We start from the raw sequence: 15,768 nt of genomic DNA, 5'->3' as shown, positions 1-15,768 counted from the left end.
AGAGGAAATAAGCGGCAACTTATCCCCTCTCCGATCTTAAATAATCTGTTCATTTAAAAATCTTTACGAAAATATGCAAAACTGCACAAACCACATTCAATCGTGTTGAATTAACAAATAATTTCCAACATACACACTTAGCAATCACACACATTTTTAACAATCGTATCATCTTTTAAGATGATATAGGAATTTTATTTTTTTATGAAAATAAAACACATTTTGATGCTCACGCTTGTGAGTAGTGGTGCTTTATTGTCTATACAATCCAAAGCCCAGCAAGATCATATCAACATACAATCGATTCTGAAAGGAAATATAGTTGATAGTGCAAGTCAAGTACCTTTAGAAGGTGCATTGATTAATATAGAAGGGACGACCAATCAAACATTTACAGATAACAAAGGTCAATTCCTTATAAAAACAGGTCAAAAATTACCTTATAAAGTTCGTGTTGAATTAGTAGGTTACACAACTAAACATTTAGAAATATATGATACGAGTACCACTATTACACTACAACAAAAAGTCGATTCTTCCAACGATGTTGTAGTCATTGGCTATGGTACGCAAAAGCGAAAAAATCTTCTAGGAGCACAATCGACATTTGACGCCAAAAATATTGAAGAAAAACCCATTAGTAGGGTCGAACAAGCCTTAATCGGGCAATTGCCAGGCGTACAAGTTAGACAACAATCTGGAATGCCAGGGGCAGGTTTGAGTATACTTGTTAGAGGAAGTGGCTCCTTATCTGCAGGAACAGAACCGTTATATGTTATTGATGGATTTCCATTAGATGTTGTTAGCCAAGGTACAAATGGATCCATCTCAAATAGTCCTTTGAATAATTTAAGTCCTAATGATATTGAAAGCATTCAAGTATTAAAAGATGCCGCTGCAGGTGCTATTTATGGATCAAGAGCCGCAAATGGCGTTGTTTTAATTACTACCAAAAGAGGCAAAAGTGGAAAAGCGCAAATTTCGTTTAATTCAAATACGGGCATAAGTAGTGTAGCCAAAAAGCTCGATGTTCTTAGTCCTGAGGATTGGATAAAGCAAGCATCTGCAATTGCTGACTCTAATTGGGTAAATTCAGCACCTGGTCGTTCTGCAAGTCAAACCGAAGCAGAAAGAATTGCTATATTAGGTACATTAAATACAAGTTTGGTAAAGGATGATCGTTGGGCTGAACCAGGTCACCCGGGCATTCAATTAGTTGATTGGCAAAATGCTATTTATAGAAAAGCGCTATTTCAAAATTATAGTTTGAGTGCATCTGGAGGTAATGACAATGTGCATTACTTCATTGCAGGTAATTACCTAAATCAAGATGGTACAGTTATCGAAACAAATTATAAATCGTATAGTTTAAGAGCCAATGTTGAGGCTAATGTGAGTAAAAAGTTGAAAATAGGAATTAATCTTGCACCGTCTTTTTCTCTAAACAATGCCCCACCATTGGAAGGAAAAGATAACGTTTTAATGCATGCAGCTCAATATACTCCGGTTGTAGAAGATTCTGCAGGATTATTTACCAATGCATATTCCAACGATGGGTATGCCTGGGGGAGTGTCAAATTAATCAATCCATATGCTTATTTAAAAACGTCAACTAATTTAAATAAGATAACTAGAAATATCGCTTCTTTCTACACAGAATATACCATCCTTCCAGGTTTGGTTGCTAGATCTACAATTAATTATGATGGTATCAATAGAACTTTAAAAACCTATGTTTCGGATCAAGTAGTTGTTGGTGCATTATCTGCCAGGAGTTCTCAACCCGGTTATTATTCCAGTGGTGGTTATAGTGGTGCGACAATTCAAAATTTAGTAAATGAAAATACTATAAATTATAATAAATCTTTCAATGGTGGACATGCGATATCGTTTATTGCTGGGGAATCTTATAATAAAGTTCATGCAGAAACCTTTGGATTATCTACCCTTGGCGGATATGCGAATGATATTGTTCAAACACTCAACAATGCAATTGTAAGCGCATCAGGCGAAACATTTTCTGGATCAACTACCGAAAGTAATTCAGTTTTAATATCGTATTATGGTAGAGCTCAGTATAGTTTTAATTCAAAATATTTGTTCTCTGCAAGCATTCGTAAAGATGGATCATCAAGATTCGGAAGCAATAATAAATGGGGAACTTTTCCATCCTTGTCCTTCGGTTGGCGTATATCAGATGAAAATTTCTTTAAGAACAACATTCATTTCATCAATGATTTAAAATTTAGGGCATCTTGGGGTAAAGCAGGAAATAATAGTATCGGAAACTATAATAACGTAGAAACCTATACCTCAGATCCATACAGTTTTGGTGGCAATTCATCAACTGCAGCACCAGGAATGGTTGTTTCGGGGATTGCAAATCCAAATCTCAAATGGGAAACTTCCAACACCTATGATTTAGGATTTGACTTAACTGCATTTTCACACAGAGTCAATTTAACCTTTGATGTATATAGAAAGAATAGTAAAGACTTATTGATGAATTTACCAGTGTTGGCAGCGAGTGGTTTTTCAACTTCCTTACAAAATATTGGCAGTATGCAGACTCAAGGTTTGGAAATTGGGTTAAATACTATTACTATTAAAAGCGGAAAATTCACTTGGAATACCAATGCCAACATAGCATTTAATGGAAATAAAGTTACCTCTTTAGGTCCTAATCAAGACCGTATAGAGATTTCTTCTGCATATAGTGGTAGTAATGCTCCCTATCTATTACAAGTGGGTAAACCTATTTTTAGCTTTCTTGTAACTAAAATGGATGGAATATTAACTCAACAAGATATCGATAATAAAGTTGCAACTACATCCAAAGAAACTGTTGGAGATCCCAAATATTATGATGCAAATGGTGATGGAAAAATTACCGCCGATGATCGTATTATTGCTGGACACCCCAATCCAAATTATACTTGGGGGCTAACCAATACGTTTCAATATGGGGAATGGGATTTATCAGTGCAAGCATATGGTCAGCAAGGCGGAAAGATATTATCTTACCTTGGTAGAGCTATTGATTTTCCAGGAAGTACAACAGCCAATTATTTAGCGGTTTGGAAAGATGCTTGGTCTACAAGCAATCCCAATTATAATGCACCTAGAGGAAAATTAAATTCTAGTGCCTCCGTTCCCTATGTAACTTCTAATTGGTTATATTCTTCTGATTTTTGGCGTATTCAAAATGTAACCTTGGGATATAGTTTTAGAAAATTAATCTCCACAGGCGTATTGAAACAAGCGAGAGCTTATGTAGCACTACAAAATATCTTTACCAAAGATCATTACGATGGAGGTGTAAATCCAGAAGCGCAAAATACTAACAATAGTGGTAATAGCTCCTACCCTCTTCCTGGAGATTATGGCGCGGCACCATTAAGTAAAACAATCACTCTTGGCTTTAATCTTACATTTTAAATCAACATCATGCGAAAGATTTTTTTAAATATATTTTTTATTGCTATATTAAGTCAATCAATAATTTCTTGCTCTAAACAATTGGATCAAACTCCTGTATCTAGTACTACGACAGGAAATTTTTATAGCAATGCCAATGATTTCAAACAAGCAGTTACTGGTGCTTATGCGCAATTAAACAATTTTCCCGAGCAAGCATTATGGTTAGGAGAAATGCGCAGTGATAATATTAACGCGGTCTCTGATGGAAATAGAGATTGGGACGGGATTAATAATTTCTCCACTAGTATCGGCAGTACGACATTTATTTCAGATGCATGGCAGGATAACTTCAATGGCATTTACAATGTCAATTCTGTACTAGAAGCCTTAGACGAAAAAGGTTCAATACTTACAAATACCAGTCTAAAAACACGTTATTATGGCGAATTATATTTTTTACGAGCATTTTATTATTTCCAATTAGTAAAAGAATTTGGGCAAGTTCCTATTGTCACTACTCCTGTTACTGTGAGTGAAATTACGCAAATACCCAGAAGTGAGGTCAGTGATGTATATAATCTAATTGTATCTGATTTAAAGCAGGCAATTAATATATTACCTGCAACTTATGATGCTGCTGATATTGGGAGAGCTACATTAGGTGCCGCCAACGCGTTAGCGGGACAGGTATACCTGACTAAATCTGGCCCTACTTATGATATAAATGGACCTGGGATAAATGCAAATCAATATGATAGTGCTTCCTATTATTTCGACCAAGTAATTAACTCCGGAACTTATAGTTTGCAAAATAATTACACAGATATTTTTTCATATACAAATGAAAATAATAGCGAAGTAATATTTGATGTACAAGCAAAAAGTGGAACAAATGGATCAGCCTTTCCAAGTTATCTTGTTCCTGTCGCTTATTGGGTAAGTTTGGGTATCTCAAATTCTTATGGAAATGGTTATGGTACTAGTGTATTCAATATTACTAATAATCTTAAAACAAGCTACGAACCTTCTGGCACAGTACAGGATATTAGAGATACATTCAATATAAATTACACTTACAAAGTATCCACATTTTTCAAAAAATATATAAACATTAACTATAAAGGAAGTAATGGAAAAGATTGGCCTATTAATTTTATAGTATTAAGATATGCAGATATTCTATTGATGAAGGCCGAAAGTATTTTAAATGGAGGTACTGGCTCAACTGCTGAAGCACTTGGATATGTAAATCAAATAAGAGCAAGAGCCGGACTATCAGCATTAACATCTCTTACTATTAGTAGTTTATTAGAAGAACGAAGAAGAGAATTTGCAGGTGAAGGTTTACGATGGAATGATTTAATAAGAGAAGGACAAGCGGTAACAACGATTAACAGTTGGATAGCAAGCGATGGATTGAGCTCGCAGATATCTAATGCAACAAATAATAGTATCTTATACCCTATTCCAACAGCACAAATCTCCACATCAAACGGACTATACACTCAAAATCCTGGATATTAATTCAAAAAATGAAATACATAATATTTTTCGTTTTATCTAGTGTAATTAGCTTTAAAATATTTGGGCAAACAAAACGCCCAAATATTATATTGATTTTATCAGATGATCATAGTTATCCTTTTTTAGGAATATATGGCAATAATGATGTACACACTACGCACATTGATAGTTTAGCTAAAAATGGTATTAGATATACAAATACATTTGTATCCTCGCCACAATGTACGCCTTCAAGAGCTACTTTATTTACTGGGCGTAACCCTTTAGATATTCGGATGACTAGATTTGCAGCCACATTACCTAAAGAGATAATTACCTATCCAGAATTATTAAGAAAAAGTGGCTACTATACTGGAATATTTGGACGAAATTATCATATGGATGGATCTGGAACAACAAAAGAAACGGATTCAATTTTCAATAAGTATCAGTTAAGAACATTTAAAAACAGAGTAGATCATTTGAGAATTGGAGGTAACAACACAGCATATCCACAATTGAAAGAATTCTTAAATCAGAGACCCAAAGAAAAACCTTTCTTTTGTCAAATATCCTATAACGACCCGCACTATCCATGGGATCAAACATCATTTACCCCTAATGCAGACAGCATAAATTATCCCAATTATTTACCCAATATAAAAGAAGGTAGAAATTTCCTTGCACGTCATTATGGTGAAATCGGGCGTATGGATTCTTTAGTTGGTTTAGTTCTCGGGGAACTTAAAAAAAGAAATTTAGAAAAGAATACGCTAATTATTTTCATGGGAGACAATGGTAGCGCTATCTTGCGAGGAAAGGGAACACTTTATGATATGGGATTACACGTACCATTAATCATTAGTTGGTATGGAAAAATAGAACCTTCCATTCAGTCCGATATATTAATTTCAGGAGAAGATATAGCTCCTACTATTTTGGATATTGCCGGAGTAAAAATACCTAAAGAAATTACGGGAAAAAGTATAAAAAACACATGGAGTAAGGATAGTGCAGAAATTCATAGTTATATTTTTGCAGAAAGAGGAGCTCACGGAACAAAGTTACCGAATTCAACCTTTGATTATGATGAAAGTCGCACGGTCTTCAACAAATACTATAAGTTAATTTACAATGCACTTTGGCAGCTTCCTTACACTCCAGTGGATTTTGACAACAGTCCATTATGGAATGAATTGATTGCTGAAAACAGACACAATGAATTGACACCAACATTTCAAAAGCTACTATTTACAACGCCTAGACCAATGTTTGAATTTTATGATTTGAAAAAAGATCCACATGAATTCAATAATTTAATTCAGGATCCTAAATATAAAAATGAAATAGATATATTTAAGTATCAGTTACAAGAATGGATGATATTAAATCAAGATTTTTTACCGCTACCTATCCCTGCAGGTAAATATTCAAAATAAATTAAAGGTTCCAACATGAAAAAAAAATATATCCTACTTGCATTATTCATCAGTTTAGTTAGCTTTTCTTTGAAAGAAAGACCGACTATTTATATAATTGGAGATTCTACAGTTAAGAATGGAAAAATTTTTAATGGACAAAAAATAGTTGGTTGGGGTGAGTTATTACAAGATTCATTTGACTCTACAAAAATATCTATTGATAATGAAGCGATTCCCGGTCGTAGTAGTAGAACATACATTACAGAAAACCATTGGAATAACGTATTAGCAAAAATTAAAGCAGGCGACTATTTATTGATACAATTCGGACATAATGACCCTGCAAATATTGCTGATACACTCAAACCAAGAGGCAGCATTAAAGGTATCGGAGAGGATTCCACTCAAGTCTATAACAATGTGTTTAAGAGAAAAGAATATGTACATAGTTATGGTTGGTATTTAAATAAAATTGTAACTGAAGCAAAACATAAAGGAGCATATCCAATTATAATTACACCTATCCCTAGACATATTTTTACCAATGGCAAAGTTGATAGAAATAATTTGGACTATGGAAAGTGGTCGAAAGAAATCGCCACTAAAAATAATATTCCTTTAATTGATTTGAACGAAAAAGTAGCTAAAATATATGATTCATTAGGATTTGAATATACTTATAAATTTTTTCCAAAAGATCACACGCATACCAATCTTGAAGGCGCTCGTATCAATGCCAATCAAATCATCCATAGTATAAAAACGCAACCAGATCTTACTCCATTGAGAAAATATTTATACTAAAAATTACATTATGCATAAATTCTTCTTTCCATACATCTTTTTATACTTTTTCACTATTAATAAGGTTAATGCGCAAGTCAAAATAAAGGAAACAGATTCATCGGTTTCACTTTCCAATAAATATGCTAGTTTCGAATTTGACAAAAAAACAGCGGATCTTAAATCTATATCTTATGAAAACTATAATAATTTATTGGGAGATAAAGGTTCCGCCTATCTTAGTGGCCCCAATTGGACAATGACACCGTCCACATTTAGTATAACTAGTCAGAATGATACTTTAATAGATATTTCATTTAAGCATACGGCAAAAAAATATTTTAATTATGATTTACACTATGTAATAAAATCTGACACAAAAGGAATCTATGTTTATTTAGTTGAAAACCATAGTAAAAATGATCCCGCTAGTATATATGAACAAACACGCTGGGGATTAAGAGCTGATCCATCTATATTTAATTATCATTTAGTTAGAGATACTATACAAGGCCCCATGTATAGTATGGATTCATTAGAATCGGGAAAAAAATTGCAAGATTGGACATATAAAATGAGCAATGGAATCATTTATACAAAATACAATTATGCAGACTATATTGACAATAGATATGTGCACGGTATGGCAGGAACACAGTCTCATGTTGGGATATTTGTTATTCAAGCAAGTCATGAATACTTAAATGGAGGACCAACTAAACAATATCAAACTGTTCATTCCAATCCATATTTGATCAATATGTTTAATTGTACACATTTTTTAAATGACAATAGAGTTACAGACGATACAATCAGTGGAGATTGGACTAAGTTAAATGGACCATTTTTATTATATGTAGACAAAGAAAAATCAGTATCTGAATTATGGAATATAGCTAAACAAGAAACGGGTTTACAGAAAAAACAATGGCCATACGCTTGGTTACAAAATAAATACTATCCACTTGAAAGAGGTACATTAGTACTTAATGCTAAGGACGAATTCAATAAAAACTTATATAATGTAACATTGGTATTAGCTGATAGCGGCTATGATTGGCAAGCTCAAACTAAAAGTTACATCTATTGGACTCACACCAATAAAAATGGATATTCAACTATAAAAAATATTAGACCAGGAGTATACACCCTTTATGCGTATGGGGCAAATAGATTAAAAGAAGGGAAAAAGCAAAATATTATCATAGTAAAAAATGAGTCTAAAAACGTATCTGTAATAATGCCCACTGAAGACAAAACGACAATTTGGCAAATTGGCGACGCAGATAGGACAACTAGAGGTTTCAAATATGCTGATCATAAACGAGCTTACGGTTTGTTTGATAGTATTCCTGAAAATTTGGATTATACAATAGGAAAAAGTATTATACAAAATTGGTATTATGCACAAACGAAAGTCGGTAATTGGAAAATACATTTTACGAATAAAAATATAAGTAATAAAGATTCTATAGAGCTAGAAATTGCCATCGCTGGTGTGGCGAGAAATCCTAAATTGACTATTTTACTAAATGATCAACCTATAGGAGATTTGAATAATTTAGGAAATGATCATTCGATTTATCGTTCAGCTATTCTAGGCGGATATTATATCTTGAAGAAATTTAAAATTCCGATAAATTTGATTAATTCCGATAATACCCTGGAGTTAAAATTAGAAAAAGTACCTAGAGGTGGCGGCTATATGTACGATGCCATTAGATTATCTAAATTAAATTAACGGTTAAATAGTTAATATGAAGAAAGTAATGAGTGGGATAATTCTATTTTCATTTTTATTCCTAGTTAAGATAAACGGACAAAAAATTGAGACTAATTTATTGAATCAAGAATATTGGAAAATAGAAGCAGAATTTCCAGATTCTACCTTTTTTAATTGGAATAATAAGAAAGTAAAAATGGATAGTAAAGGTGGCGTAACATTATGGCTAAACCAAAAGCTAAAAGGTCATTATATCATTGAGTATGATCGAAAAATAAATTTAACAGATTCCTATTTTCCAAGAATTAGTGATATCAATCAGTTTTGGAATGCACAACTATCCAACGATTATAGTTTTAATACAAATGGTAGATTTTCCAATTACGACAATTTTCAAATGATGTATTTCGGATTTGGAGGTAATTCTAATAAAACTACTCGTTTTAGATATTACAATGGACAAGGTGAAAGAGTTTTATTAAAAGAATATCTAGATAAACAACATTTGATAAATAGTACTAAAATCTATCATATCAAGACAGAAGTTAACAAAAATCAAACCTCAGTCTGGATAAACAATGTACTTTATTTTCAAGATTCTAGCACCAAGTTAAACTCGGGTTATTTTGGACTAAGAATGACTTGGTCATCCCAAACTATTTCCAATTTTAAGATTACAAAGTTCTAATTATGCGCAAGAATATTTCTAGAAGAAATTTCCTTAAGAATGCTTCCATCATCAGCATTGGAAGTCCTTTGTTAAAGAAAAATATAATTTCTCATAGTTCAGAAAATCATAAAATACAACCATTTCAATTAAATTGGTTAGATAAAGCGAATGGTTTCGATACTGGGACGACTTTCGGATTACCCTGGAGACAAGGTCAGATTACAAAAATTGAAACAATACATTTTTCTGAGAACGAAAATGTTATACTAAATGACAATTGGCCTCTAGCCTACTGGCCAGACGGAAGTTTAAAATGGACAGCGCATAGTTTGCCTATATCTCAAAAAAAATCTCAAAAAATAATAGTACAAATTAAAGAGACCTCTTCTCAAAGCTCAATAGACGGTATTAAAATTATAGAAAATAACAATACGATTGAGGTAAATACAGGCAAAATAGTCTGTGTATTTAACAAAAAAGGTAACGATTTAATTCAATATATAACCGATAATACACAACAAAATAAAACAATAGAAAATGGAAAATTGATTTTGATTAACAAAGAAAATAATCAGCCAATCAATTACCAAAGTCAAATAAATACTATAAAAATTGAAAAGACTGGTAACGCAAGGGTACTGATTAAGGCGGAAGGCACACATTCAACCGAGAATAGAAATTGGTTACCCTTTACGCTTAGATTCTATTTTTATAATAATAGTTCTGCTATTAAAATTTTGCATACAATTACCTTTGATGGAAATGAACAAAAAGATTTTATTAGTGGGCTAGGACTACAATTCAACATAAATCTAAAGGAAGAAAATTATAATCGACATATTAAATTTGCAGACATTGCAACGAATGGTATCTTTTCCGAACCTATACAAAACCTTACAGGTCTGAGGCGTGATCCATCAGAACAAGTAAGAAAACAGCAGATCAATGGTGAGTATATTAAAAGATCTGACATATCAGATTCTGTTTTAAAAAATCTACAATACGTTCCATTATGGGGCAGTTATAGATTAAATCAACTATTGCCAGATGCATATACAATAGAAAAAAGAACAGAAGAGGGCTATAGTTGGTTGAGCGCTCACTATAGTAATCAAGCATATGGCGTTGGTTTTGTAGGCGATACACATCAAGGAGTCACCTTTGGCATAAGAAATTTTCGGAAAAGTTTTCCATCGGGAATTGCATTAGAAAATTTGCATAAAGAAAGTAGCACAATTAAACTCTGGTTTTGGTCACCAGATGCACAACCCATGGATTTAAGATTTTATCATAATGGTTTAGGAGAAGACGCGTATGAAAAACAAAGAGATGCTTTAGATATTACTTACGAAGACTATGAACCAGGTTTTGGTACTCCATATGGTGTAGCTCGAACAAGTGAACTTTGGCTAAAACTAGAATCAAATATTCCGTCTAATAATACATTAATCCAATATGCAGAACAAATTCAAAATCCAACACAACTTCTTGCACCCTCTCAACATCTATACAACGCTAGTGCATTTGGAAATAATTGGACGATAAAATCAAATATATCCAAATATGAAAAAATAGAAAAACAACTAGAGCTATATACCAATTTCTATCTAAAAGAAGCGGAAGTTAGAAAATGGTTTGGCTATTGGAATTTTGGAGACGTAATGCATTCTTATGATTTTGATCGTCATAATTGGAAATATGATGTTGGTGGTTTCGCTTGGGATAATTCGGAATTATCAACAGACCTTTGGTTATGGTATTATTATTTGCATACAGAAAACAGAGACGTATTTCGCTTTGCTGAGGCTATGACAAGGCACACAGGCGAAGTAGATGTACATCATATAGGAAAATATGCACCATTAGGATCTCGCCACAACGTCATGCATTGGGGCGACAGTTCCAAACAACTTAGAATTAGTACAGTTACTAATAGAAGATTTTTATACTATTTAACTGCGGATGAAAGAATTGGAGATTTGATGCATGAGCAAATAGAGGGATTTAAAACATTACAAAAAATTGCGCCAGGACGTAAACTACCTAAAGGTTCTTTACAACAAGAAACACAGGATGTCAATTATGTAAATCTTGGTTTCGGTACGGATTGGGGAAGTATTGCTGCCGCTTGGTTCACTGAATGGGAACGAACTAGAGATAAAAAATATTTGCAATTACTTTCGAATAGTATGCAAACTATAGCAGACCAACCAAAAGGGTTCTTTACAGGTGGTGGAGCCATGAATATACATGATGGGAAATTCAAAATTGATAAAACTAGAAAAATTACTGTTTCCCATCTAAATTCCGTATTTGGTTTGCCCGAAATATTAACAGAAATTAATCAATCCATCCCCAATAAAAAGTTTTTGGATGGTTGGATAAACTATTGCACACTTTACAATGCTTCTCCAGAAGAGCAAGAAAAACAATTAGGAGAATCATTGAAAAAACTTAATTTACAACAAGGTCATGCAAGATTAACTGCTTATGCAGCATTTATCCAAAAAGATAAAAATTTGAATAAATTAGCTTGGGAAAAATTTTATGAAGGGAATGGAGGTATAAAAAAATGGGAGCAACCTATTCAAATCGAAGTACCAAATGTACCTAACGCGTTAGAAGAGATTCCTGACATATCCACAAATGCAGTTGCTCAATGGGGCTTAGCCGCAATCCAATGCATAGCTTACGATATATGATATTAACTGGAAAAAAAGCTAGATTTAATTGCCTTTTATTCTAATATTTTTTCGTTTGGATTGACTCTTTATTTATTTAAGAAAATGTATGATTTCTAATCTCTTAAAGTAAGTTTTACCTAGATTTGGATGGTTGGAAAATTGAAATCGGTTATATAAAAATCCTATAAATTACTAAATAATAATTGGGATAAAAATGATTTTCCATTCGTAATAGAAACCCTTAGATTTTGCCAAGACCTTCTTTGCTATTGTCAAAATCAGAAATGCAGCTCATTTTAGTGAATTAGCTTTTACATTTTATTTTTAAAGATTCTTATATTATCCATAATACTAATTATCGAATTTAAAAAACATGAACCAAATAGAAGCTTAAATATACCATTGTCGCTGTTTCTAAGTTCTCATTAAGACAATAGAAATTGCATCTTAACTAGAACTTAAACTCCAATATCTCCTTTAAATTAAATGGATAAAATACCACATTATTCGAATAATAATTCCTAGTATCCAAACCTGTAAATTGGCTAAATGCAGGTAAAATAAGACTGTAATCATCTACAACGAAACAGGGTAATGACTTTTTTGTCTTTCCTAACGTGAATTGAACTCCGGGATGAATATGTCCAGAAACCGTATTTTGATACTGTTCTTGTTGCAGTTCATGAATAAAGGAAATCTGATTCATCTTTAGTTCATTAGTAATAAAATCTATACCTAAACTATGTAAATAAGTATCAGAAAGACGATCATGATTGCCTTTTATTAATATAAATTGAGTTGTGGAATGATTGGCTTTAAATTTTATAAAATCTTCGATTTCTGTATTGGTTTGCGCGTGAACAAAATCTCCAACTATAATTAATTTTTCTGGTTGATAATGGACAATTAATTTGTTTAAAATATATAAATCCGTTTGAGAGATTTGTGTTGGAATAGCGATTCCATTTTTTCTAAAGTGAGCCGCTTTGCCAAGATGTAAATCTGCAATTATTAAGGCATTTTCTGCTGGCCAATATAGTGCGCGTTGATTATTTAAAATCAATCTTTCATTACCAAACTCAATTTCCAATTCTTTTAAAATCATTTCCTGTTTTTGATCGGCTTTAAATTATTTTCCTGCATTCGCCTAATTCTTTCGCCCAATTCTTCGCTGGACAATGCTTGGCGTAAACTATCTACTTTTATCGGAAAGCTCATTGGCGTAAATTGTTTAGACTCTATATAAATGATTTTACTATTGGAAATCCGTTCAAAAGCAGTGCTGAGTCTCGGTTCTTCCAATTGTTGGTTAAATACTTCATTATACGCTTGTCTTAACAAAAAGTTCTGCGGATCATAGTCTTCCAATACTTGAAAAATTATACCAGATGAAGATTGGAGCGACTTATTATTTCGATGTTGCCCATAGATATTTTGCAAAACCATTCCTGAAATTACCGCGATATCTCTAAATTTACGTTTGGCCATTTCCGCCGCATTGATACTAGCAACCACATCCGTCATAAGATTTTCTTTTCTTAAAATATGATGCAGATCTTTCTCGGACAAAACTATTTCTTTATCCGAAAAAAGTTCAAATCCATAGTCATTCATAGCCATGGAAAAACTAATCGGATATAGTTGACTAATACGATAAGCGATTAGGGAAGACATAATCTCATGTATTAATCGACCTTCAAAAGGATACATAAACAAATGCCAACCGTCTCTAGTCTTTATTTTTTCGACTAAAAATTCGTTTTCTTGCGGAATGTGAGAAACGATAGCTTGCCGTTCTAATAAAGGTTGTAAAAATTGTAATTCAGTATCTTGAACATTTTTTTTTCCAGAAGAGGCGATTTTTTTACGTAAAAAATAACTCAAATTGCTACTCATCGGCAATCTTCCGCCTAACCAACTCGGAGTGATCGCTTTACCGGTGGAGGCTTTTACCTGAACTGTCATTTCTTTCATGCGAACAAACTCCAAAATTCTTCCTGCCAATATAAATTTGTCGCCTTTCTTTAATTTGGATATAAAATATTCTTCTACCATCCCGATATAGCCACCAGAAATAAACTTCACTTTTAACATCGCGTCACTAACTATCACGCCAATATTCATACGATGCAGCATACCAATTTTTCTGCTCGTAATGACATATTTTCCACTATCATCCAAAACTACTTTATGAAATTCTTCATAGTTCTTGCCTGTTTTCCCGCCAATAGTAATAAAATATAGACACCATTTCCATTCGTCTTCGGTCATTTCTGCAAAAGAAAATGTTTGCTGAATAAACGGTCTCAATTGTTCGGAATAAAATCCACCACCTAATGCCACTGTGACTAAGAACTGCACCAAAACATCGAAAGTCAATAAGAGTGGTTCTCGATTTTCTATGGTTTGTGTTTTCACGGCTTCTTTTAGGGCGGCTACTTCTATCAATTCCAAAGAATGCGTTGGAACAAAATATATTTTAGACGTTTCAAATGGCGAATGGCCGCTACGACCCGCACGTTGCATAAAACGCGCGACACCTTTACTAGAACCAATTTGTATGACGGTGTCTACCGGTTTAAAATCTACACCTAAATCCAAGGAAGAGGTTGAAACCACAGCTTTTAGATGACCACTAGACAAATTATCTTCAATCCATTGACGGATTTTTCCATCAATAGAACTATGATGCAAGGCTATTTGTCCGGCGAAATCAGGATAAGCATCCAATAATAGTTGGTACCACATTTCACTTTGACTACGTGTATTGGTAAACAAAATTGTGGATTTACTTTGTAAAATAATCGGAACGACTTGATCTACTAGTTTCCCTCCTAGATGTCCTGCCCAAGGCAATATTTCCACGTATTCCGGGTATACTGGCAATATGTCTATTTTCTTCTTCTCTTTAGCTATAATTTTGACTTTTTTGGGAAAATTAGGAAGCAATACATCCATTGCCTCGTCAATATTTCCAATAGTTGCAGAAATTCCCCAAACTTGTATTTTAGGTAATGACATCCGTAAAAAAGCGATTGCCAACTCCAGCATTACTCCACGTTTGGTACTTAATAGTTCGTGCCACTCGTCAACAACGATACATTTTAGACTTTTGAAAAAAACATCTCTTGATTTTTGAGCGATTAATAAGTGTAAACTTTCCGGAGTGACCAATAGAATATCCGGCATAGATTTGCTTTGTCGTGCTTTTTGTTTGGCTTCCGTATCCCCATTTCTTACTTCCACCATCCAATCTAAACCCATCTCATCAATAGCCTCTTGCATCGCTCTTGCCAAATCTTTTGCCAAAGACCGCAAAGGAGTAACCCATAGTAGTTTCAATCCATTTTTATAGTTGCTAGGGTGATTTAAAAAATCCATTATTACCGCCAAAAAGAGCGAATAAGTTTTCCCAAATCCTGTTGGCGCAACCACCATACCACTATATCCCAATACAAATTTCTGCCACGCTTTTTCTTGGAAGGAAAAAGCTTTCTGATCTTTGGCTTGCATCCAATTTGAAATAATGGAGTAACCAATAGTATTTTTAAAATCTTCTTTCAA

9 protein-coding genes are annotated in these 15,768 nt (G+C 33.3%); 7 read left to right on the top strand and 2 right to left on the bottom strand.

Annotated elements, in window-relative coordinates:
- The first annotated feature begins 204 nt into the window (after positions 1 to 204).
- Genes E0W69_RS05415 through E0W69_RS05385 form a run of 7 tightly spaced genes read left to right on the top strand, consistent with a single transcriptional unit; the run spans position 205 to position 12,222 of the window.
- Positions 205 to 3,438 (top strand): SusC/RagA family TonB-linked outer membrane protein, encoded by a 3,234-nt coding sequence (locus E0W69_RS05415; RefSeq protein WP_131329012.1) that lies wholly within the window; start codon positions 205 to 207, stop codon positions 3,436 to 3,438.
- 9 nt (positions 3,439 to 3,447) lie between these two features.
- Positions 3,448 to 4,944: a RagB/SusD family nutrient uptake outer membrane protein gene (locus E0W69_RS05410; RefSeq protein WP_131329011.1), complete on the top strand. Its 1,497-nt coding sequence runs from the start codon at positions 3,448 to 3,450 to the stop codon at positions 4,942 to 4,944.
- An 8-nt stretch (positions 4,945 to 4,952) separates the two neighbouring features.
- On the top strand, positions 4,953 to 6,362 hold the full coding sequence (locus tag E0W69_RS05405; protein ID WP_131329010.1) for a sulfatase family protein: 1,410 nt from the start codon (positions 4,953 to 4,955) through the stop codon (positions 6,360 to 6,362).
- Between the two features lie 15 nt (positions 6,363 to 6,377).
- On the top strand, positions 6,378 to 7,148 hold the full coding sequence (locus tag E0W69_RS05400) for a rhamnogalacturonan acetylesterase (protein WP_131329009.1): 771 nt from the start codon (positions 6,378 to 6,380) through the stop codon (positions 7,146 to 7,148).
- Positions 7,149 to 7,158: 10 nt separating this feature from the next.
- Positions 7,159 to 8,868, top strand: a complete 1,710-nt coding sequence (locus tag E0W69_RS05395) for a polysaccharide lyase family protein (RefSeq protein WP_131329008.1) — start codon at positions 7,159 to 7,161, stop codon at positions 8,866 to 8,868.
- A gap of 16 nt (positions 8,869 to 8,884) precedes the next feature.
- Positions 8,885 to 9,538, top strand: a complete 654-nt coding sequence (locus E0W69_RS05390) for a DUF6250 domain-containing protein (protein ID WP_131329007.1) — start codon at positions 8,885 to 8,887, stop codon at positions 9,536 to 9,538.
- A gap of 2 nt (positions 9,539 to 9,540) precedes the next feature.
- The gene (locus E0W69_RS05385) at positions 9,541 to 12,222 is read left to right on the top strand and encodes an exo-rhamnogalacturonan lyase family protein (protein ID WP_131329006.1); all 2,682 of its coding nucleotides are present in this window, start codon (positions 9,541 to 9,543) and stop codon (positions 12,220 to 12,222) included.
- Between the two features lie 433 nt (positions 12,223 to 12,655).
- Here E0W69_RS05385 and pdeM read toward each other — a convergent pair whose 3' ends face one another.
- Together pdeM and E0W69_RS05375 are read right to left on the bottom strand one after the other, a co-directional pair.
- Positions 12,656 to 13,309, bottom strand: coding sequence for a ligase-associated DNA damage response endonuclease PdeM (gene pdeM, locus E0W69_RS05380; protein WP_131329005.1), 654 nt, complete (start codon positions 13,307 to 13,309; stop codon positions 12,656 to 12,658).
- On the bottom strand, positions 13,306 to 15,768 hold the full coding sequence (locus tag E0W69_RS05375; protein ID WP_225321403.1) for a ligase-associated DNA damage response DEXH box helicase: 2,463 nt from the start codon (positions 15,766 to 15,768) through the stop codon (positions 13,306 to 13,308). The genes pdeM and E0W69_RS05375 overlap by 4 nt, the downstream gene beginning before the upstream one ends.

Source organism: Rhizosphaericola mali (genome assembly GCF_004337365.2).
GTDB lineage: Bacteria > Bacteroidota > Bacteroidia > Chitinophagales > Chitinophagaceae > Rhizosphaericola > Rhizosphaericola mali.
Note: the sequence above shows the minus strand (reverse complement) of the source record. Positions and strands in the feature narration are given on the sequence as shown.

Bases quoted from the DNA above. Each gene is read 5' to 3' on its own strand.
- E0W69_RS05400 (WP_131329009.1), top strand. From the start codon at position 6,378: ATGAAAAAAAAATATATCCTACTTGCATTATTCATCAGTTTAGTTAGC.
- E0W69_RS05390 (WP_131329007.1), top strand. From the start codon at position 8,885: ATGAAGAAAGTAATGAGTGGGATAATTCTATTTTCATTTTTATTCCTA.
- E0W69_RS05385 (WP_131329006.1), top strand. From the start codon at position 9,541: ATGCGCAAGAATATTTCTAGAAGAAATTTCCTTAAGAATGCTTCCATC.
- pdeM (WP_131329005.1), bottom strand. From the start codon at position 13,309: ATGATTTTAAAAGAATTGGAAATTGAGTTTGGTAATGAAAGATTGATT.
- E0W69_RS05395 (WP_131329008.1), top strand. From the start codon at position 7,159: ATGCATAAATTCTTCTTTCCATACATCTTTTTATACTTTTTCACTATT.
- E0W69_RS05410 (WP_131329011.1), top strand. From the start codon at position 3,448: ATGCGAAAGATTTTTTTAAATATATTTTTTATTGCTATATTAAGTCAA.
- E0W69_RS05405 (WP_131329010.1), top strand. From the start codon at position 4,953: ATGAAATACATAATATTTTTCGTTTTATCTAGTGTAATTAGCTTTAAA.
- E0W69_RS05415 (WP_131329012.1), top strand. From the start codon at position 205: ATGAAAATAAAACACATTTTGATGCTCACGCTTGTGAGTAGTGGTGCT.